This is a genomic window from Xenorhabdus beddingii (genome assembly GCF_002127545.1).
GTDB classification, from domain to species: domain Bacteria; phylum Pseudomonadota; class Gammaproteobacteria; order Enterobacterales; family Enterobacteriaceae; genus Xenorhabdus; species Xenorhabdus beddingii.
In genome coordinates this window covers 1-13,451 of sequence record NZ_MUBK01000042.1, presented here as the reverse complement: position 1 = coordinate 13,451, position 13,451 = coordinate 1, and the positions used below count along the sequence as shown (strand labels likewise).

The following is a 13,451-nucleotide window of genomic DNA, read 5'->3' as shown; positions in this document are numbered from 1 at the left end:
CCCAATCGCCACGCCAGCCATTGATACGCATCCGTGCGTTCCAAATTCCGTTTGTGCCTCATTTCCTCGAACTCCTGTTTACCGTCCCTGCGAGCTATCCGTGTTGAATAATCTGCCAATGTTCCGAGTGGGATATTCGTTTTCGGATGCATACCCACGCGCGCATCACATGACCAGCACACGTAGAGCCACGGCCAGCGGTCACTGAGAATGCGCCCGAACACCTCCGTGTGATGGGCAATTTCTACGGGGTTGCAGCAATAACGGCATTTAGTGGGAATGGGTAGCGGGTCATTGACTCGTTGTATTGCATATTTACTAGGGTGCCATGGGGTGTACTGCATGAACAGCCTCCCGAATTTATCAGTAGGTATAAAATCCCTCACAGGTTCGGAGGAACTCAACAACCCGGTTTTTTAATCTCTCCTGAAATTCCGGATCTCCATTCCCCCATTTATCTAATGGCGCCCAATTTGCAATTAAATCAGCCATTTTTTGGGCTGTGTTTGCATTGCCCTCTACGGAATCACAAAAATGCTCGGTATCAATGAGCCTTTCCATTCCGGGGATATCCAAAATTTCAAACCAATTACCGTTAGTTAGTTCTATTGATGGTTCGCCGTTTTTTTTATTTATTAGTGATACAGTCACAATAGCTCTCCTCGCCGTTAATAGCGTGAGTGATGGGTTGATGGGGTTAGATATTTCTATTTGGATTGCCGATCACGGTGACTCGGTGTTGAAAATCGGTGGGGTGATATATTCTGCCGCGCTTTAACGGCTTCCCTGTATTCCTCCTGTCTATATATTCTTTAGCCCACTTACGATTACAGGTGACACATTTTCCATTTGCTACAAATCTTTCCGTGTGCCCGTGTGGACACGGTCTTCCCTGAAAATATTTACTCGGTTCCGTGGTCATTTACACCACCGTTAAGCTCGTCTTTACGGATTTGGTAGACATCTGTTGCTTTTTCCAGATGCTCGGCGTGATTAGCTAAAAATTTTGCGCTGTACTTATAGAACTTATCGAGTTCTTCTGTGCTTTTGGCGCAATTAGCCGCCTCGGTAAAATCACAAAGCAATTCGTCTGGCGTACGCTCCTCGGTCTTCTTTTCTTCCTGCTGAGGCTTGCTGTTAATGAGATTGTTCAAAGACTGTTTCGTTGTTTTTGGTGTAATATCACGCGCTGCGCGAGGTTCTGAATCAAACTCGTCAGGAGTGTAGACGCCTAAAATCACCTCTGGACAATAAAGCCGCGCCCAATATTTCACAGCCAGATACGCGATCTGCTGCTTTGGTGCTGTCTTCCAAAGCGGGGAATTTCTTGTCGTAATATCAAAAAGATAAAGTGGTTCACCCCAAGTGATTTCTTCTTCACCATGAAGAACTGCGCCAACCTGAACAAACAAACCTATTTCATCTGATTTGCTCTTAGTGCTGGTTATCTTTCCCCAGTCTCCTCCATATTTGTAATGGAATCTGCCAGTTACAGCTTTAGAACTCGTGACCACGGCATTAACGAGTTGCGCTTCGTAACCTAAGACGCCATTAACAAGATGTGTCTTTTGTGCCACAGCATAGGGATTCATCCGCCATTGAGCAGCTTGCAAAGCCACCGCCAGGCAATCCGCTGGTTTACCCGCTAAGTGCTTCGGAACGGTCGCCACTCCCTGAGCCATGATTTCAGCAAACGCTTGCAACTTTTGTAATCCGGTTGGGCTAAAAATTGCAGTGGAAGTATCCGCTTCTGAATTTATGGTAGTAATTTCTTGAGACATATTAATCCCTCCGTTTAGCCCAGTCAGGGCGTGAGATTGGTTCTATGCCGCCCCAATCATCATTGATACGACACTCATGGAATGTTTTTAGGTTCTGCTTAAATAAATTAAATCCGACATCAACATCTTCAGAATTCAATTCGTAGACACGAACCGGATAACGGGCGCAATCAACAGTTTCACTGACGGCGATAAATAGGAAAACAGGCAGTTCATTGAAATGACGCAAATAACCTTCCTGATACATTGCGTTTTGTACATGGTAGCGAAATTCTTCGACATGGCGTGAAAATCTATCCATGTCTGCAACTTTTTTCACATCAAGAATGACGGGTTGGTTAGCTAAAAACTTATCGGGTCTAATCCTGCATAACTCATCCGTGTCTGAGTCATTCCAGTAAATTGATGCTTCACAATATCCTTCAGCTTCCAAGAAATATCTCGCCGCATGGTGCGCCATCACGCTTTCGCACATAATTTTCAGCTTCCTGTGCTGCTCATAGTCCATGATAGTTTTCCCTGTGTTTTTGCACTCTTCCAAAAACTGCTTTTCTTCTTCCTTTCCTGCATTGGTGCGACGGTTAAATTGCGGTGCGGAAATAAATCTTTTTGGGAACTCATTTGGTTCCAGCAACAGGCAATGCAGAGCGGTTCCCATATCCAGCGCTGTTAACTTCTCCGTGTCGATAGGGGCATTTTTCTTCCATTTATAAAATGCCGGGTTTATTGCGATATCATCCAATTGCGACTTACTCACCCCCGCTCCTTTGTGATAGTCCTCGTTGGAAATGTCATAATAGATACCGGGGTTCATGTTTGCCTCCTTTTCACTTCCAACAAACTCAATTCATACAAAAAACCATTAACCAACCCATCGACATCATCTTCGTCAAATAGTTCCCCGAATATTTTGTTCATCTGAGATGAAAAAATAGACTCCATTCCCTCTGGTAGTTTGTTGTATAGCCGTAGAGCATCATCTCCCTGACGCTCCAGAACTGCGTCCTCATATGCCGCCTCTTCACATTTGCGATCATCCCGTGCGTCATGTGCGGCATAGGGATTGCTGTAGTGTCTCATAGTGGCACCTCGGCGAATTTGAGAGGGCGTTGATTGAACCGTTCCTTGGATTGCCGAATTTTTATTTCATCCATGAGATAATTTAGCTCGAATTCGGTTAGCTCTAATTCCTGAGCCATTCGCGCTATTTTTTCCATACCGTGGCGTTTTTTAATTGGAAATGTTGCTAATGACATTGCTATTTCTCCTAAACCGGAATAAATACAACGATTGAAATAAGAAATAATGCAATTCGGCGCTTCCATGCGCGCCTGTTCCTGATTGCCTGTGGTTGTGTTGGCACAACTGCCATACCGTCGCGCATGTTATTACGCATGTAGAAATCCCTCGTTAGTGAAAACGATTAATGGGTTTATTGATGTTGGGGGTTATTTCTGAGTCAAACTAATGAGCGCCCTAGCGTGTATTTCAGCAGATTCGCGGTCGAGGTGGACAAAACCACGTTCGAGCATTGCATTATCAAAACACACACCATCCCAACGATAAATTGCCGTTATTGCACTGGTACTGTGCAGTCTTGGAACATAATATGTTGCGTCCAATTCCAATGGCTCCCTCACGGGTTCCGGTACATCCATTAATCCAATCCGAATAGTGCGGGGTTTTAGGCGGTATTCGAAATTAGAATAAAACGAGATTGGCTTCCGGCATTGAACCCAATCGGCAAGACTGTCGTCAAGAGGATCGGGTTGAAAATATTCAAAATGTTCCCACGGTTTATCAGTTTCCTGCGCTATTTTCGCATACTCCATGATTAAATCGGCGTGAATATGTTTAGGCATTGCTATTCTCCCAATCATTCCTCATCACAATGACAATTAGATAATTTTTTTACTAAATAAGCTATTTCGGAGGCAATCTCGACCTTGTTTTGTAAATCGCCTTGCACTAGCCGTTGCAATGCTTGAGTCATATTCGCAAAATAAACTGTTTTAAGGCCTGAAGTGTAATTACTTTTAGTACTCAATTTCACTTCATCGTTATCATCGTTATCATCGAGCGCTAATTTTATTTCTAACGTAAATTCTGACATTGTTATTTTCCTATATTCAGGTAATAAAAAGCCCCGCATTGGCGAGGCTGTTATATATTTTGACTCCGTAGTTCTCTAACAACTCTGATTATTTCTGCGTGAGTAACATATTTGAATTTCTCAGGACGACCATATTGAATATATTCATTTACAGACATCTGACGCCATTCAGGATGAGGATTATTCCCACACAGAATAAATTTAGAGTCGTCAATATTTTTTTTAAATACATCCACACTAATAGATTCTGACAAACCACTACCGTGGTTCATTGTCGCAACTATGCGAACAATAGTTGTTTTTTTATGAATAGTATGGATTAGCTGCATAACAATATCCTCAGTTATTCGTCCAGTTATTCGTATTAAACTCACCACAGCCCACTCGGAAATGAGCTGTAATTAGTTAACCATAAATTGCTGTCACATCACGAATGAACCTGCGTTTTGATAATGCCAACTCGATACTGTGCTTACGCAAAAAATCATCGTGACGAAAACGAATGGCGTTGGTGCGGCAACGTTTTAAAGAGGCGCGAACCTCGTTGATGAATTTGATATCCATTTTTAAACCCTCGCGGTAACTGCTAATTTTTTGCTGTAATGCTTGGTTGAGTAGAGAGCTACTTCACTCATGCAGCAAGATCCGCTGTTGCCATCATCCTTAATGTCTTTATTCAATCCAATCACCAGATTTGCCAGTACGTCAGTTTCGTCTACTGGTCTAATGATTGAATCCCAAATTTCTTCCACTGAGCGGCTTATTGGTTTGGCTTCGTATTCAGCCCGCTTTCTATCCCAATATTCGTTTTGCTTTGCTAAACGACGGGTTTTAGCATTTGCAGGTCGATTACTTTTCAAAATCTTTGCCATATTGCCTCCGTAAGTAAGTTTTGGTGGTGTGGTGGCGGTCACCTGATTACCGCAGCCGTGTTTGTCGCACGGTTCACTCCGCTGCAAGGAATCTATATTTTTGGGCTAATCACCACACCCCAAAACCTACTCAGTGGGGTTTGCTCTAACACATATTCAGAGCGCCGTATTTTTAAAGAGCGGATACTGCTTTTATCTTTCGGCTGTGTGCCGTTGATGGATTTAAATATACCCATGGGTAATCTGATTGTAAATACCCAAAGGTAAACAAAATTCAAAAAAAAGTTTACCTGATTGAAATTTCAGGTATTTTTTTTACATGTTGTTTTTAAAATGTGATTGCGGTCACTGATCGATCAAGAGATGGATGCAAAAAGAAAGGAGGACAAAAAAAGCCCTCGCGGGGAGGGCTTCAGTTGATTTTTAGGGCTTCCTCATGTAGAGGTTTAGCAAAAACATAATGACTGGCATGGCTATTGAAAATAGTAATATGGTCAAAATCCATATCTTAAGGTCACCGATTTTTGTTTCTACTTTTGAGATTTTCAGATCTATTTGTTCTTCTGTAGGTCTTTTGGAAACTTTACTATCAAGATCTGCCATTTGATCAAAATTTGCTTTCTTGTCTACAGACGAAGAAATATCACCCATCTTCTGTAGTATTAAAGCAACATCACTACTATTAGCCTTGCTTTCTACAGTTGAAGATAAGCTGTCCATCTTTTGCAGTATTAAAGCAACATCGGTTTTCATTACACCAACATCATTGGTAACTGATTTCAGATCGGACTTCATATCGTTCATGGTAGTTTTGATATGTTCAACGTCTGATTCTAATCTTGCTACTCGTGATTCCATATCTCCACCTCCACCATCATTGCCATTTCTTTTAGATGGCAAATCCCCTCTCATTAAATACACATTATTTGGTTTGTTCATTACTGCCTTTCTCCATGATAGCAGGGTATCTTTGCTTTAACCATTCAAGAATTTGCAGTGAATCTATCATTACTACATTGCCACAATTTTTACAAATAATTGAAATATAGTAATTATTTGTATCTTCATGATATATGCTTTCTGCTTTAATGACATTAACGTAAGGACCGATTCTCATTCCAGCAGCCGCTACTCCAGTTACCCCAACTTGAGGGACAGTGAAATGAAGATGACCACAAAGGCTACAGTGTGGTGAAACTCTTTTTGATTCAAAATATTCACTTAATCTTTCGGCTGTAATAAGCGTGAGATTTGCATCCATTGGAGCCATTTAACCTCCTGATTTTTAATATTTCATAGATTGATAATTAAGCAAACGATCTAGACTACGTATTAATCCAGTAAGAGGGGCATTCAAGATATTATTAGGCCGCGAAATGCGACCTGTAGTGTTAACCGTGAAATTTGTACGCGCGTGATTGACTAACCAAAACTTTTCCTTGAATAAAAAGCTCGTTAGCTTCATGTTCATCTAAGTACCAAGTCTCATACTTTTTGTTGTCTGAAATAATCGCCATTTTTTTGTATTGTAGCTGTAACCTCTTTATATATATCTGATTACCAAGAACAAAAATATATATCCCATCCCCATCGAAATGCTTCACTGAAACATCGACAAATATCTGATCCTTAGACTCAAATGTGCCGGCCATCGAATCACCATTAACAGCAATCATTTTTATATGCTCTGCTGGCCTACCACTAAATAGTGACTTTGCTTCTCCGCTCGTGTACTCAATAGAACGGATTGTTTCAATAAACTCATCTCGAACCATAACGCCTCTTCCCGCACTTGCTTGCACATCAAATACTTCAACTTTGTAGTATTGGAAATCGCGTTTTGGTTCAATGGACACTGCCGTATCAACTATACCATCCAGCCAGCCAGCAGGAAGATTGAGAGCTTTTTGGATAGCTTGAACCATTTTGTCTCCTATTCTTTTGTATCCAGATTTTGTTGGGGGATACAGCATACGGGAGACGTAAGATTTATCCTTGCCTATTGCGCGAGAAAATTCTTCTTGCGTCTCATACTGAGAAACAAGCTCTTGGAGTTTTTTTCTTCTAATTTCATACAAATCAAGTTCTGTGTTCATGGTTCAATCATCGTTCAAAAATACCTACTGGTAAATTGCCTATGGGTATAGACATTTTATTTACCTATAGGTATATTTATATTGTGTTTAGGTAAGCAAAGGACAACAAATGGACAAGCTACGGATATTTTTAAACGCACTAACAGTGGAGGAGAGAAGATCCTTCGCCGCAAAGTGCAAAACAACGGTTGGCTACTTGCGTAATGCGATTTCTACCAAGAAAAAACTGGGAGCCAGCCTATGCGTACTTATTGAAAAAAACAGTAACGGCCTAGTCACTCGTAAAGATCTCCATTCTGACTGGGTAAAGACATGGCCTGAATTAGCAGCTTAATCATTACCGCTCTTTAACATCGCTAGCGCCCTGAATATGTGTTAGGGCAATTAACCATCATCTATCTCAGGATAGTTGATATACCTGTATTTTTATTAAACAAAGTTAATCAAATTTCACTTTAGGACAGTTTAAGCATGGAACATGCAAGTTACAGCAAATTATTTAGGGACAAAGAAAGCGAGCTACTTAACAAGCTCGTGCTCAAAGGCTCACGGAACGTAGCAAAAATAATTGGGCTTCACGAATCACAGATCACTCGCTGGCAGCGCCCGCAAAAAGTCGCCGAACTCAGTTTCATTGAGAAAATGGCACGGTTCTTGGTTGCCATTGAATATGACTCACCCGATACAAACGTGGTGATCAACAGGGAAGACGCAGAGAAGTTGATAGCGGTACTGGAACATATCCGATACCCAAAAAGAAAAACCCCAGTTGCGGTAACAACTGAGGCTTCTGAAATGCAACTTGAGATGTCGATTTAGTCAATAAGCAAGGTATGCAAGCCTCTTATCGACAACATTTCACAGGAGTAATTATACATGAAAAATAGATTTAATCACATCGCTGTGCATAAAAATATCAGGCGTGAGGAAACAGCCCGTCAGGTTACCGAGCAGGGAGTCAAACAACTGCGTAATGCTCTGGAGGATGCCAAATTGCGTCTGGAGCACCGCGAGGAACTGACCGGAGGGAAACGCCATGAGTAATGTTGCATATGCTGATTTTGGCGCTAACGCGGCTTCAAGGAGCGCACGGATGGAAAACCAAAAACAGGGGCACTTTGCACTGTTCAGGAGTCTTCTGTCCAGTGGATGGGCTGATGACACAGCTAAATTAGCATTATGGGTTAGATTGCTGGGGAAGGCTCAGCACAAGCCTAGGCGTGTTGAATTTGGCGGTATAGATTGGGATCTGGATACGGGGCAATTGGTAACAAAAATACCGTTATTAGCCAGAAAGTTGAAAGATGCCAAAGGGAATGAGAAGAGTCCTAAGCAGGTCAGGGATATGCTCGAATTTTTCTCTTCTGAGGGCATGTTAACCTTCAAAGGAAACCGTCACGGAACAGTGATCACTATCACAAATTATACCCAATATCAGGGTATTTTTGAGGTAACAAACGAGGTCACTAATCAGGTAACAAACAAACCCAGTAATGACGCGGCATTGAGCGGTGGTCAGGTAACAAAGCTGGTAACAAATCAGGTCAAACAGAGTAAGAATGTATTAGAACAAGAATATATAACATCTAACGATGTTGGTAAGTTTTCTGACGAAAACGACCCGCCACAGCCAGTCAAGCAATCTCAGTCTAAGAAAACAATCTCTGTTCCCTACCAAGCCATGATCGACGCCTATCACGAAATATTGCCTGAAATGGCTAGGATCACTGTCCTGCGAGACGGCAGAAAGTCCAAGATGCGCACGTTCTGGCAGAAAGCCAACAAGGAGTATCAAACCCAGCACCAGAGGCCATTTACTCTGGAGAACTGGAAAGGCTATCTGAGTTACATCGCTGAGCATTGCCGCTGGATGATGGAGGATAGACCCAATGGCAAGGGTGGCTACTGGAGAGCTAAAAATCTGGATTATCTGATCACTGACCAATGTTACGTATCTGTTAAGGAGGATAGAGCCAATGACCGCAACCGGAATTAACCAAGTGCCCCACAGTACCGAAGCAGAGCAAAGCGTGCTGGGCGCATTACTGCTAGACCCCCAAAGCGACAACTCTCAACGTGTGTTTTCAATGCTGACCCCGGATAATTTCTATGGCCGTCATCACGGGATCATTTATGCCGAAATGCGCACTATGAATACTCGACATCAACCGATAGATATCATCACCGTTGATGATGCTCTCAAGAATGCCGGGAAATCGGATAATACAGGCGGATTCGCGTATCTGGCTGAGGTGGCAAAAAATACACCGACTACAGCTAATATCGTGGCCTACGCCAAGAAGATCCGTGAGGCTGCTGCTGAACGTTACGCCATTGAGAAAACCAATGAGATTCAACGATTGTTGATGACTCCCAGTACACTCACATTTGCCGAGAAGATGGACATAGCACAGCGTCTGATGGGTGAGGCTGTGGAAAATGTCGCTACTGGGAATAAAACGGGTTTAAAACCCATGAGTGAAATTGCTGAACGTTTTTTCGAAAAGCTGGAGGCGAGATTTAACAACCCCGAACTGCACAGAGGACTCAAGACCGGCTTCCGGGATTTTGACGAAATGCTAGCCCCCAGATTTATCGCTAACGGTTCTCTGTTTGTCATTGGTGCTCGCCCAAAAATGGGTAAAACCACGGTATTAACTGAGATGGCAAAGAACGTTGCGGATGACGGGCATCCCGTCCTGCTGTTCAGTATGGAGATGACTGATGAGCAATTATTTGAACGCATGGTCAGTCAGAAATCAGGAGTGAGTTCTGACGCATTATATGGCGGTGCTGAGGATGATTATGAATGGGCGTTACTCAGCAAGGCGATCGGTGAACTGAAAGACACGCCTAATATCTGGATTGATGATACCCCTGGCATGTCATTTGCCCACATTCAGTCACAGTGCCGCAAGATTAAGCGTCGAGTCGGTAAAATAGGGTTTATCGGTGTTGACTATCTGACTCTGATGAAGACCGAAAAGGCAGACCGAAATGATATCGCCTACGGAAACATCACCAAGGGACTCAAGATACTGGCGAAAGAGCTGGATACCGTTGTCGTTCTGCTGACCCAGCTTAACCGGAATATTGAGGAACGAGCCAATAAGCGCCCCATGCCATCCGACAGCCGTGATACAGGCCAGATTGAACAGGATTGTGATTACTGGATGGGGGTTTACCGTGATTCGGTGTATCACGAAAAATCAGACCAGACGCTGACAGAGCTGATATTACGCCTCAATCGTCATGGTAAGGCTGGAACGACCTATATCGAACAAAAAGGGCTGAGTCTGTTTTCTATCGATCAGCTCGAGGGTGAGCGAAGAGCCAAGCGGAATGAAGATAAACCCAATAAACCCCACAGGAAGGACTTTTGAGATGAGTCTAGATCTACATGAACTTGAAAAAGAAAGGGCAGCCTCTGCCGTCAAAATCAACAATGGACGTCAGCCGCAGTTTGGTGACCACATGCGCAATCCGTGGGCTGGTGAATCCAACCCGAATCGAGATGGCTATTTCGTCAGATCCAGACGAGTGACCGGAAAATTGAATCCTGGACTGTGGTATGAGATGACCGATAAGAGGGGGCGGTTTTGGGAAATCGATGGCGTGTACGCAATTTTTATTGAGCATCTGGAGGCAGAATGAAAATCAAAACGAGTGAACTGACAGGCCGTGCATTGGACTGGGCTGTAGCTAGAGCAACCCGTACAACGATGCCAAGAACAGCAATTGAACAACTGAACAATTCAGCGGGTCATGATTACCAGTGGTCAGAAATGTGCCGAGTTCATCTCTGTAAAAAATGTGGTACAGCAGAGCATCGTAGCGGTTGGTATTGGTGGGCAGGGCATAAGTCAAAGCAAGAGCCACCCTGTATTGACAGTGCAGAAATGCGGAACTGGTGTGCAGAAAATGCAACTTATGAGGGGTTATAACGGAGGTTAGGAGTGGAATATAATTTTCTATTCCATGAATCAACTAAAAACGCCGCATGGCAGCATCTCAAAGAAGTTCTCGCTACAAACCAACCTCACCGAATCATCATCAAGCCGTGGAAAAACACCAGAAGCCTATCTCAGAACGCTACCGCCCATATGTGGTTCGGCGAGATTAGTCGCTATCTGAAATCGAAAGGCGGGAACTATTCACCAGCAGACGTGAAAGACATGCTCAAACACACGTTTCTGGGTTATGAGGTAATTGGTCGGATTGATGCCAGAACGCAGGAGGTTGAACATGTCAGGACGCTTCGCCAGACAGCCAAACTGGACACGGGCGAGATGTTTCGATTCATGGAGCAAATTGAGCAATGGGCAGCGGGCATCGGTTGTTTTGTGACAATACCGGAAGACTCAGAGTATATGCGACTCAAAAGGGAGCAGGAACGGTGAGCGAAATTAGAAACGGAAATTACCTGAAAATCAATGGTGATCAATATCAGCGTATTTTTGTAGTTGGAGACCTGCATGGATGCTATCAGTTGCTGATGGACAGATTGCAATGCATTGATTTTGATTATGAAAATGATTTATTGATATCTGTAGGTGACCTCATTGATAGGGGGGATCGAAATGTCGAATGTCTCGACCTGATAACGCAACGGTGGTTCAGGGCTGTTCGAGGTAACCATGAGCAAATGGCGATAGATGCACTGTTCCACAATGGTGATAGCGACCTGTGGTTTTACAACGGAGGTCAGTGGTTCCTGCATTTGGATTATGAACAGGAGGTATTGGCAAAGGCTCTGTTGGCAACAGCGGAACAATTGCCGCTGATTATCGAGGTGAACACAGGCTACAAGAAAATCATCATCGCCCACGCTGACTACCCAGATAACAAATATGAATTCGGTAAAGAGGTTGATTGGCAATCAGTCACTTGGAGCCGAGACCGGGTTTATGACTCTGGTGATGGAATCAGTGGAGAAATTACGGGCGCTGATCTGTTTATATTCGGACATACTCCAGCACCGACAACCAAACAGATCTGGAACCAATGTTATATCGATACTGGCGCAGTATTTGGATATGGGTTGCATGTGGAGCAAATCAAATGAAATACCTCATATACGTACTCTTTTGGATAGCAGTCATGCTGATGATGGGACTGGTGTTAGGGGGATAAGGTGAGAAAACGGAAATGCAGGGAATGTAGTTCATGGTACGAACCGGAACGACAATTACAAAATACATGCTCAATACAATGTGCAATAACCAGAGCGAAGAAGCAGGAACAGAAAAAACGAGAGGAATTAGAGCGACGACGCAAGAAAGATAACACCGTTAAGCAGAAATTAGCCCGAGATAAACTCAAAGCCCGCAAACTCGCAGTAAAACCCCGCAGTTACTGGATTCAACAAGCACAGAAAGCCGTAAACGCCTATATCAGAGAACGAGACAGAGACCTGCCCTGTGTTTCCTGTGGCACGTTCACCTCTGCCCAATGGGATGCGGGTCATTACCGGACAACGGCCGCAGCACCTCAACTGAGATTTGATGAACGGAATATTCAACGCCAATGTCTCGTATGTAATCAGCACAAATCAGGCAATTTGGTTCCGTATCGGGTGGAGTTAATCCGGCGCATTGGTCTGGAACCAGTCGAGGACATCGAATCCAATCATGATCGCCATCGGTGGACGATTGAGGAATGTAAGTCTATCAGGGAGGAATACCGGAAGAAGCTCAAGGAGTTGCGGGCGCAGGAGGCTGCATGACATTCACCGACCTAACCGCAGCCATTGAGGAGGCTCGATACCGCCACAGAGAGGCGGGACGGCCATTTGCTATTGTCCAGAGAGATACAGGAATGGCAGTCCTCACTGAGCGATGGGTCATGCGGGAACAATTGAGGGTGATGTATTCAACACGTCACGACAGGTATCACACAGTATTGCCGGGGGTAAAATGAGTTATTCGGGAGAGAAAGAACTCACCAAGGAACAGTTTGACTGGGTTGATAGCTGGTTAAACCTCTGGGGAGCGTGGGTGTATTCAGGAAGACTGGATAGGCGTCAATTCAATATGATTTATAAATTCATGCAAGGTGTAGAACCAGATAAAGATATGAGCAGACCTATGTGCAGTGACGATGACGGAATGTTGATTTCTCAGGTCGTCGATTCTGTTATCGCCACTGACGCACAGGCTTACGGCATTCTTCTTAGTTATTACGCTCATTGCTTATCTAAGCACGCAATATCATCTTACTATCACGAGGTCGCAAAACCACGCAAAATGCAAACAAGGGGAGGTAACAAGTTTAGAAAGCCATCTTTCGGAACTTGCAGAAATGAGGTTGATGAAAAGCTGAAAGCGGCTCAGTGGTTAATTTATTTTCCGCTTCGAACTGCAATGAATGAACGCAAACATGTAGCGAAAATTCAGAAAATTGCCGAATTTTGACCTTGACACCCTTTAGCAAATTAGCAATACTAATCAGGTAAGCTCGCCTTACATGTTTCTTAGGGTGACCTAACCAGATTCCAAGCCTCGCACTCGCGGGGCTTTTTCACATCTACCCGTAGTCAACTTAGGGTTGACAACTGATCGGGGTAAAAACACCCATGAAAGATGAATTC

General features: G+C 43.7%; 25 protein-coding genes. 11 read left to right on the top strand and 14 right to left on the bottom strand.

The features are described 5' to 3' along the window. The 14 genes from Xbed_RS17290 to Xbed_RS17230 form a co-directional block, all read right to left on the bottom strand. On the bottom strand, nucleotides 1-344 hold a 344-nt coding region (locus Xbed_RS17290; protein ID WP_086114089.1), incomplete at its 3' end, for a zinc-finger-containing protein. A 19-nt stretch (nucleotides 345-363) separates the two neighbouring features. Further along, a complete protein-coding gene (locus Xbed_RS17285; RefSeq protein WP_086114086.1) occupies nucleotides 364-651 on the bottom strand; it encodes a hypothetical protein in 288 nt (95 codons plus the stop codon). 251 nt (nucleotides 652-902) lie between these two features. Then, nucleotides 903-1,781 carry a RecT family recombinase gene (locus tag Xbed_RS17280; protein WP_086114085.1) on the bottom strand — a complete coding sequence of 293 codons (879 nt, stop codon included), beginning with the start codon at nucleotides 1,779-1,781 and terminating at the stop codon, nucleotides 903-905. A 1-nt stretch (nucleotide 1,782) separates the two neighbouring features. Next, nucleotides 1,783-2,595: a PD-(D/E)XK nuclease-like domain-containing protein gene (locus tag Xbed_RS17275; protein WP_086114084.1), complete on the bottom strand. Its 813-nt coding sequence runs from the start codon at nucleotides 2,593-2,595 to the stop codon at nucleotides 1,783-1,785. Further along, nucleotides 2,592-2,861, bottom strand: a complete 270-nt coding sequence (locus tag Xbed_RS17270) for a hypothetical protein (RefSeq protein ID WP_086114083.1) — start codon at nucleotides 2,859-2,861, stop codon at nucleotides 2,592-2,594. Before Xbed_RS17270 ends, Xbed_RS17275 begins: the two co-directional genes overlap by 4 nt. Beyond that, the gene (locus Xbed_RS17265; RefSeq protein ID WP_139837520.1) at nucleotides 2,858-3,106 is read right to left on the bottom strand and encodes a hypothetical protein; all 249 of its coding nucleotides are present in this window, start codon (nucleotides 3,104-3,106) and stop codon (nucleotides 2,858-2,860) included. The genes Xbed_RS17270 and Xbed_RS17265 overlap by 4 nt, the downstream gene beginning before the upstream one ends. 123 nt (nucleotides 3,107-3,229) lie before the next feature. Next, a complete protein-coding gene (locus Xbed_RS17260; protein ID WP_139837519.1) occupies nucleotides 3,230-3,643 on the bottom strand; it encodes a hypothetical protein in 414 nt (137 codons plus the stop codon). 14 nt (nucleotides 3,644-3,657) lie between these two features. Beyond that, nucleotides 3,658-3,894 carry a hypothetical protein gene (locus Xbed_RS17255; RefSeq protein WP_086114080.1) on the bottom strand — a complete coding sequence of 79 codons (237 nt, stop codon included), beginning with the start codon at nucleotides 3,892-3,894 and terminating at the stop codon, nucleotides 3,658-3,660. Between the two features lie 50 nt (nucleotides 3,895-3,944). Beyond that, nucleotides 3,945-4,223, bottom strand: coding sequence for a hypothetical protein (locus Xbed_RS17250; RefSeq protein ID WP_086114079.1), 279 nt, complete (start codon nucleotides 4,221-4,223; stop codon nucleotides 3,945-3,947). A 76-nt stretch (nucleotides 4,224-4,299) separates the two neighbouring features. Next, nucleotides 4,300-4,458: a hypothetical protein gene (locus Xbed_RS19810; RefSeq protein WP_167371941.1), complete on the bottom strand. Its 159-nt coding sequence runs from the start codon at nucleotides 4,456-4,458 to the stop codon at nucleotides 4,300-4,302. Nucleotides 4,459-4,460: 2 nt separating this feature from the next. After that, nucleotides 4,461-4,766 carry a hypothetical protein gene (locus Xbed_RS17245; RefSeq protein ID WP_139837518.1) on the bottom strand — a complete coding sequence of 102 codons (306 nt, stop codon included), beginning with the start codon at nucleotides 4,764-4,766 and terminating at the stop codon, nucleotides 4,461-4,463. Nucleotides 4,767-5,189: 423 nt separating this feature from the next. After that, nucleotides 5,190-5,705 carry a hypothetical protein gene (locus Xbed_RS17240; protein WP_086114078.1) on the bottom strand — a complete coding sequence of 172 codons (516 nt, stop codon included), beginning with the start codon at nucleotides 5,703-5,705 and terminating at the stop codon, nucleotides 5,190-5,192. Continuing rightward, nucleotides 5,689-6,036, bottom strand: a complete 348-nt coding sequence (locus tag Xbed_RS17235; protein ID WP_086114077.1) for a hypothetical protein — start codon at nucleotides 6,034-6,036, stop codon at nucleotides 5,689-5,691. The genes Xbed_RS17240 and Xbed_RS17235 overlap by 17 nt, the downstream gene beginning before the upstream one ends. 121 nt (nucleotides 6,037-6,157) lie before the next feature. Then, a complete protein-coding gene (locus tag Xbed_RS17230; protein WP_086114076.1) occupies nucleotides 6,158-6,862 on the bottom strand; it encodes a S24 family peptidase in 705 nt (234 codons plus the stop codon). A 471-nt stretch (nucleotides 6,863-7,333) separates the two neighbouring features. Here Xbed_RS17230 and Xbed_RS17220 point away from each other — a divergent pair, with 471 nt between their 5' ends. The 11 genes from Xbed_RS17220 (at nucleotide 7,334) to Xbed_RS17175 (ending at nucleotide 13,275) form a co-directional block, all read left to right on the top strand. Beyond that, nucleotides 7,334-7,681, top strand: a complete 348-nt coding sequence (locus Xbed_RS17220; RefSeq protein ID WP_086114074.1) for a CII family transcriptional regulator — start codon at nucleotides 7,334-7,336, stop codon at nucleotides 7,679-7,681. A gap of 57 nt (nucleotides 7,682-7,738) precedes the next feature. Continuing rightward, a complete protein-coding gene (locus tag Xbed_RS19805; protein ID WP_167371940.1) occupies nucleotides 7,739-7,906 on the top strand; it encodes a hypothetical protein in 168 nt (55 codons plus the stop codon). Further along, nucleotides 7,899-8,858: a replication protein gene (locus Xbed_RS20010; RefSeq protein WP_208612268.1), complete on the top strand. Its 960-nt coding sequence runs from the start codon at nucleotides 7,899-7,901 to the stop codon at nucleotides 8,856-8,858. Before Xbed_RS19805 ends, Xbed_RS20010 begins: the two co-directional genes overlap by 8 nt. Continuing rightward, complete coding sequence (locus Xbed_RS17210) at nucleotides 8,839-10,245, top strand: replicative DNA helicase (protein ID WP_244182537.1); 1,407 nt, start codon at nucleotides 8,839-8,841, stop codon at nucleotides 10,243-10,245. Before Xbed_RS20010 ends, Xbed_RS17210 begins: the two co-directional genes overlap by 20 nt. A gap of 1 nt (nucleotide 10,246) precedes the next feature. Then, a complete protein-coding gene (locus Xbed_RS17205) occupies nucleotides 10,247-10,516 on the top strand; it encodes a hypothetical protein (protein WP_086114073.1) in 270 nt (89 codons plus the stop codon). Continuing rightward, the gene (locus tag Xbed_RS17200; protein ID WP_139837517.1) at nucleotides 10,513-10,806 is read left to right on the top strand and encodes a DUF2591 family protein; all 294 of its coding nucleotides are present in this window, start codon (nucleotides 10,513-10,515) and stop codon (nucleotides 10,804-10,806) included. The genes Xbed_RS17205 and Xbed_RS17200 overlap by 4 nt, the downstream gene beginning before the upstream one ends. 12 nt (nucleotides 10,807-10,818) lie before the next feature. Continuing rightward, nucleotides 10,819-11,262, top strand: coding sequence for a YbcN family protein (locus tag Xbed_RS17195; RefSeq protein ID WP_086114072.1), 444 nt, complete (start codon nucleotides 10,819-10,821; stop codon nucleotides 11,260-11,262). Then, the gene (locus Xbed_RS17190) at nucleotides 11,259-11,927 is read left to right on the top strand and encodes a metallophosphoesterase (protein ID WP_086114071.1); all 669 of its coding nucleotides are present in this window, start codon (nucleotides 11,259-11,261) and stop codon (nucleotides 11,925-11,927) included. The genes Xbed_RS17195 and Xbed_RS17190 overlap by 4 nt, the downstream gene beginning before the upstream one ends. 69 nt (nucleotides 11,928-11,996) lie before the next feature. Beyond that, entirely contained in the window at nucleotides 11,997-12,587 is a 591-nt protein-coding gene (locus Xbed_RS17185; RefSeq protein ID WP_086114070.1) for a recombination protein NinG, read from the top strand. Continuing rightward, on the top strand, nucleotides 12,584-12,781 hold the full coding sequence (locus Xbed_RS17180; RefSeq protein ID WP_086114069.1) for a hypothetical protein: 198 nt from the start codon (nucleotides 12,584-12,586) through the stop codon (nucleotides 12,779-12,781). Before Xbed_RS17185 ends, Xbed_RS17180 begins: the two co-directional genes overlap by 4 nt. Then, the gene (locus Xbed_RS17175) at nucleotides 12,778-13,275 is read left to right on the top strand and encodes an antiterminator Q family protein (RefSeq protein ID WP_086114068.1); all 498 of its coding nucleotides are present in this window, start codon (nucleotides 12,778-12,780) and stop codon (nucleotides 13,273-13,275) included. The genes Xbed_RS17180 and Xbed_RS17175 overlap by 4 nt, the downstream gene beginning before the upstream one ends. Nucleotides 13,276-13,451: the final 176 nt, after the last annotated feature.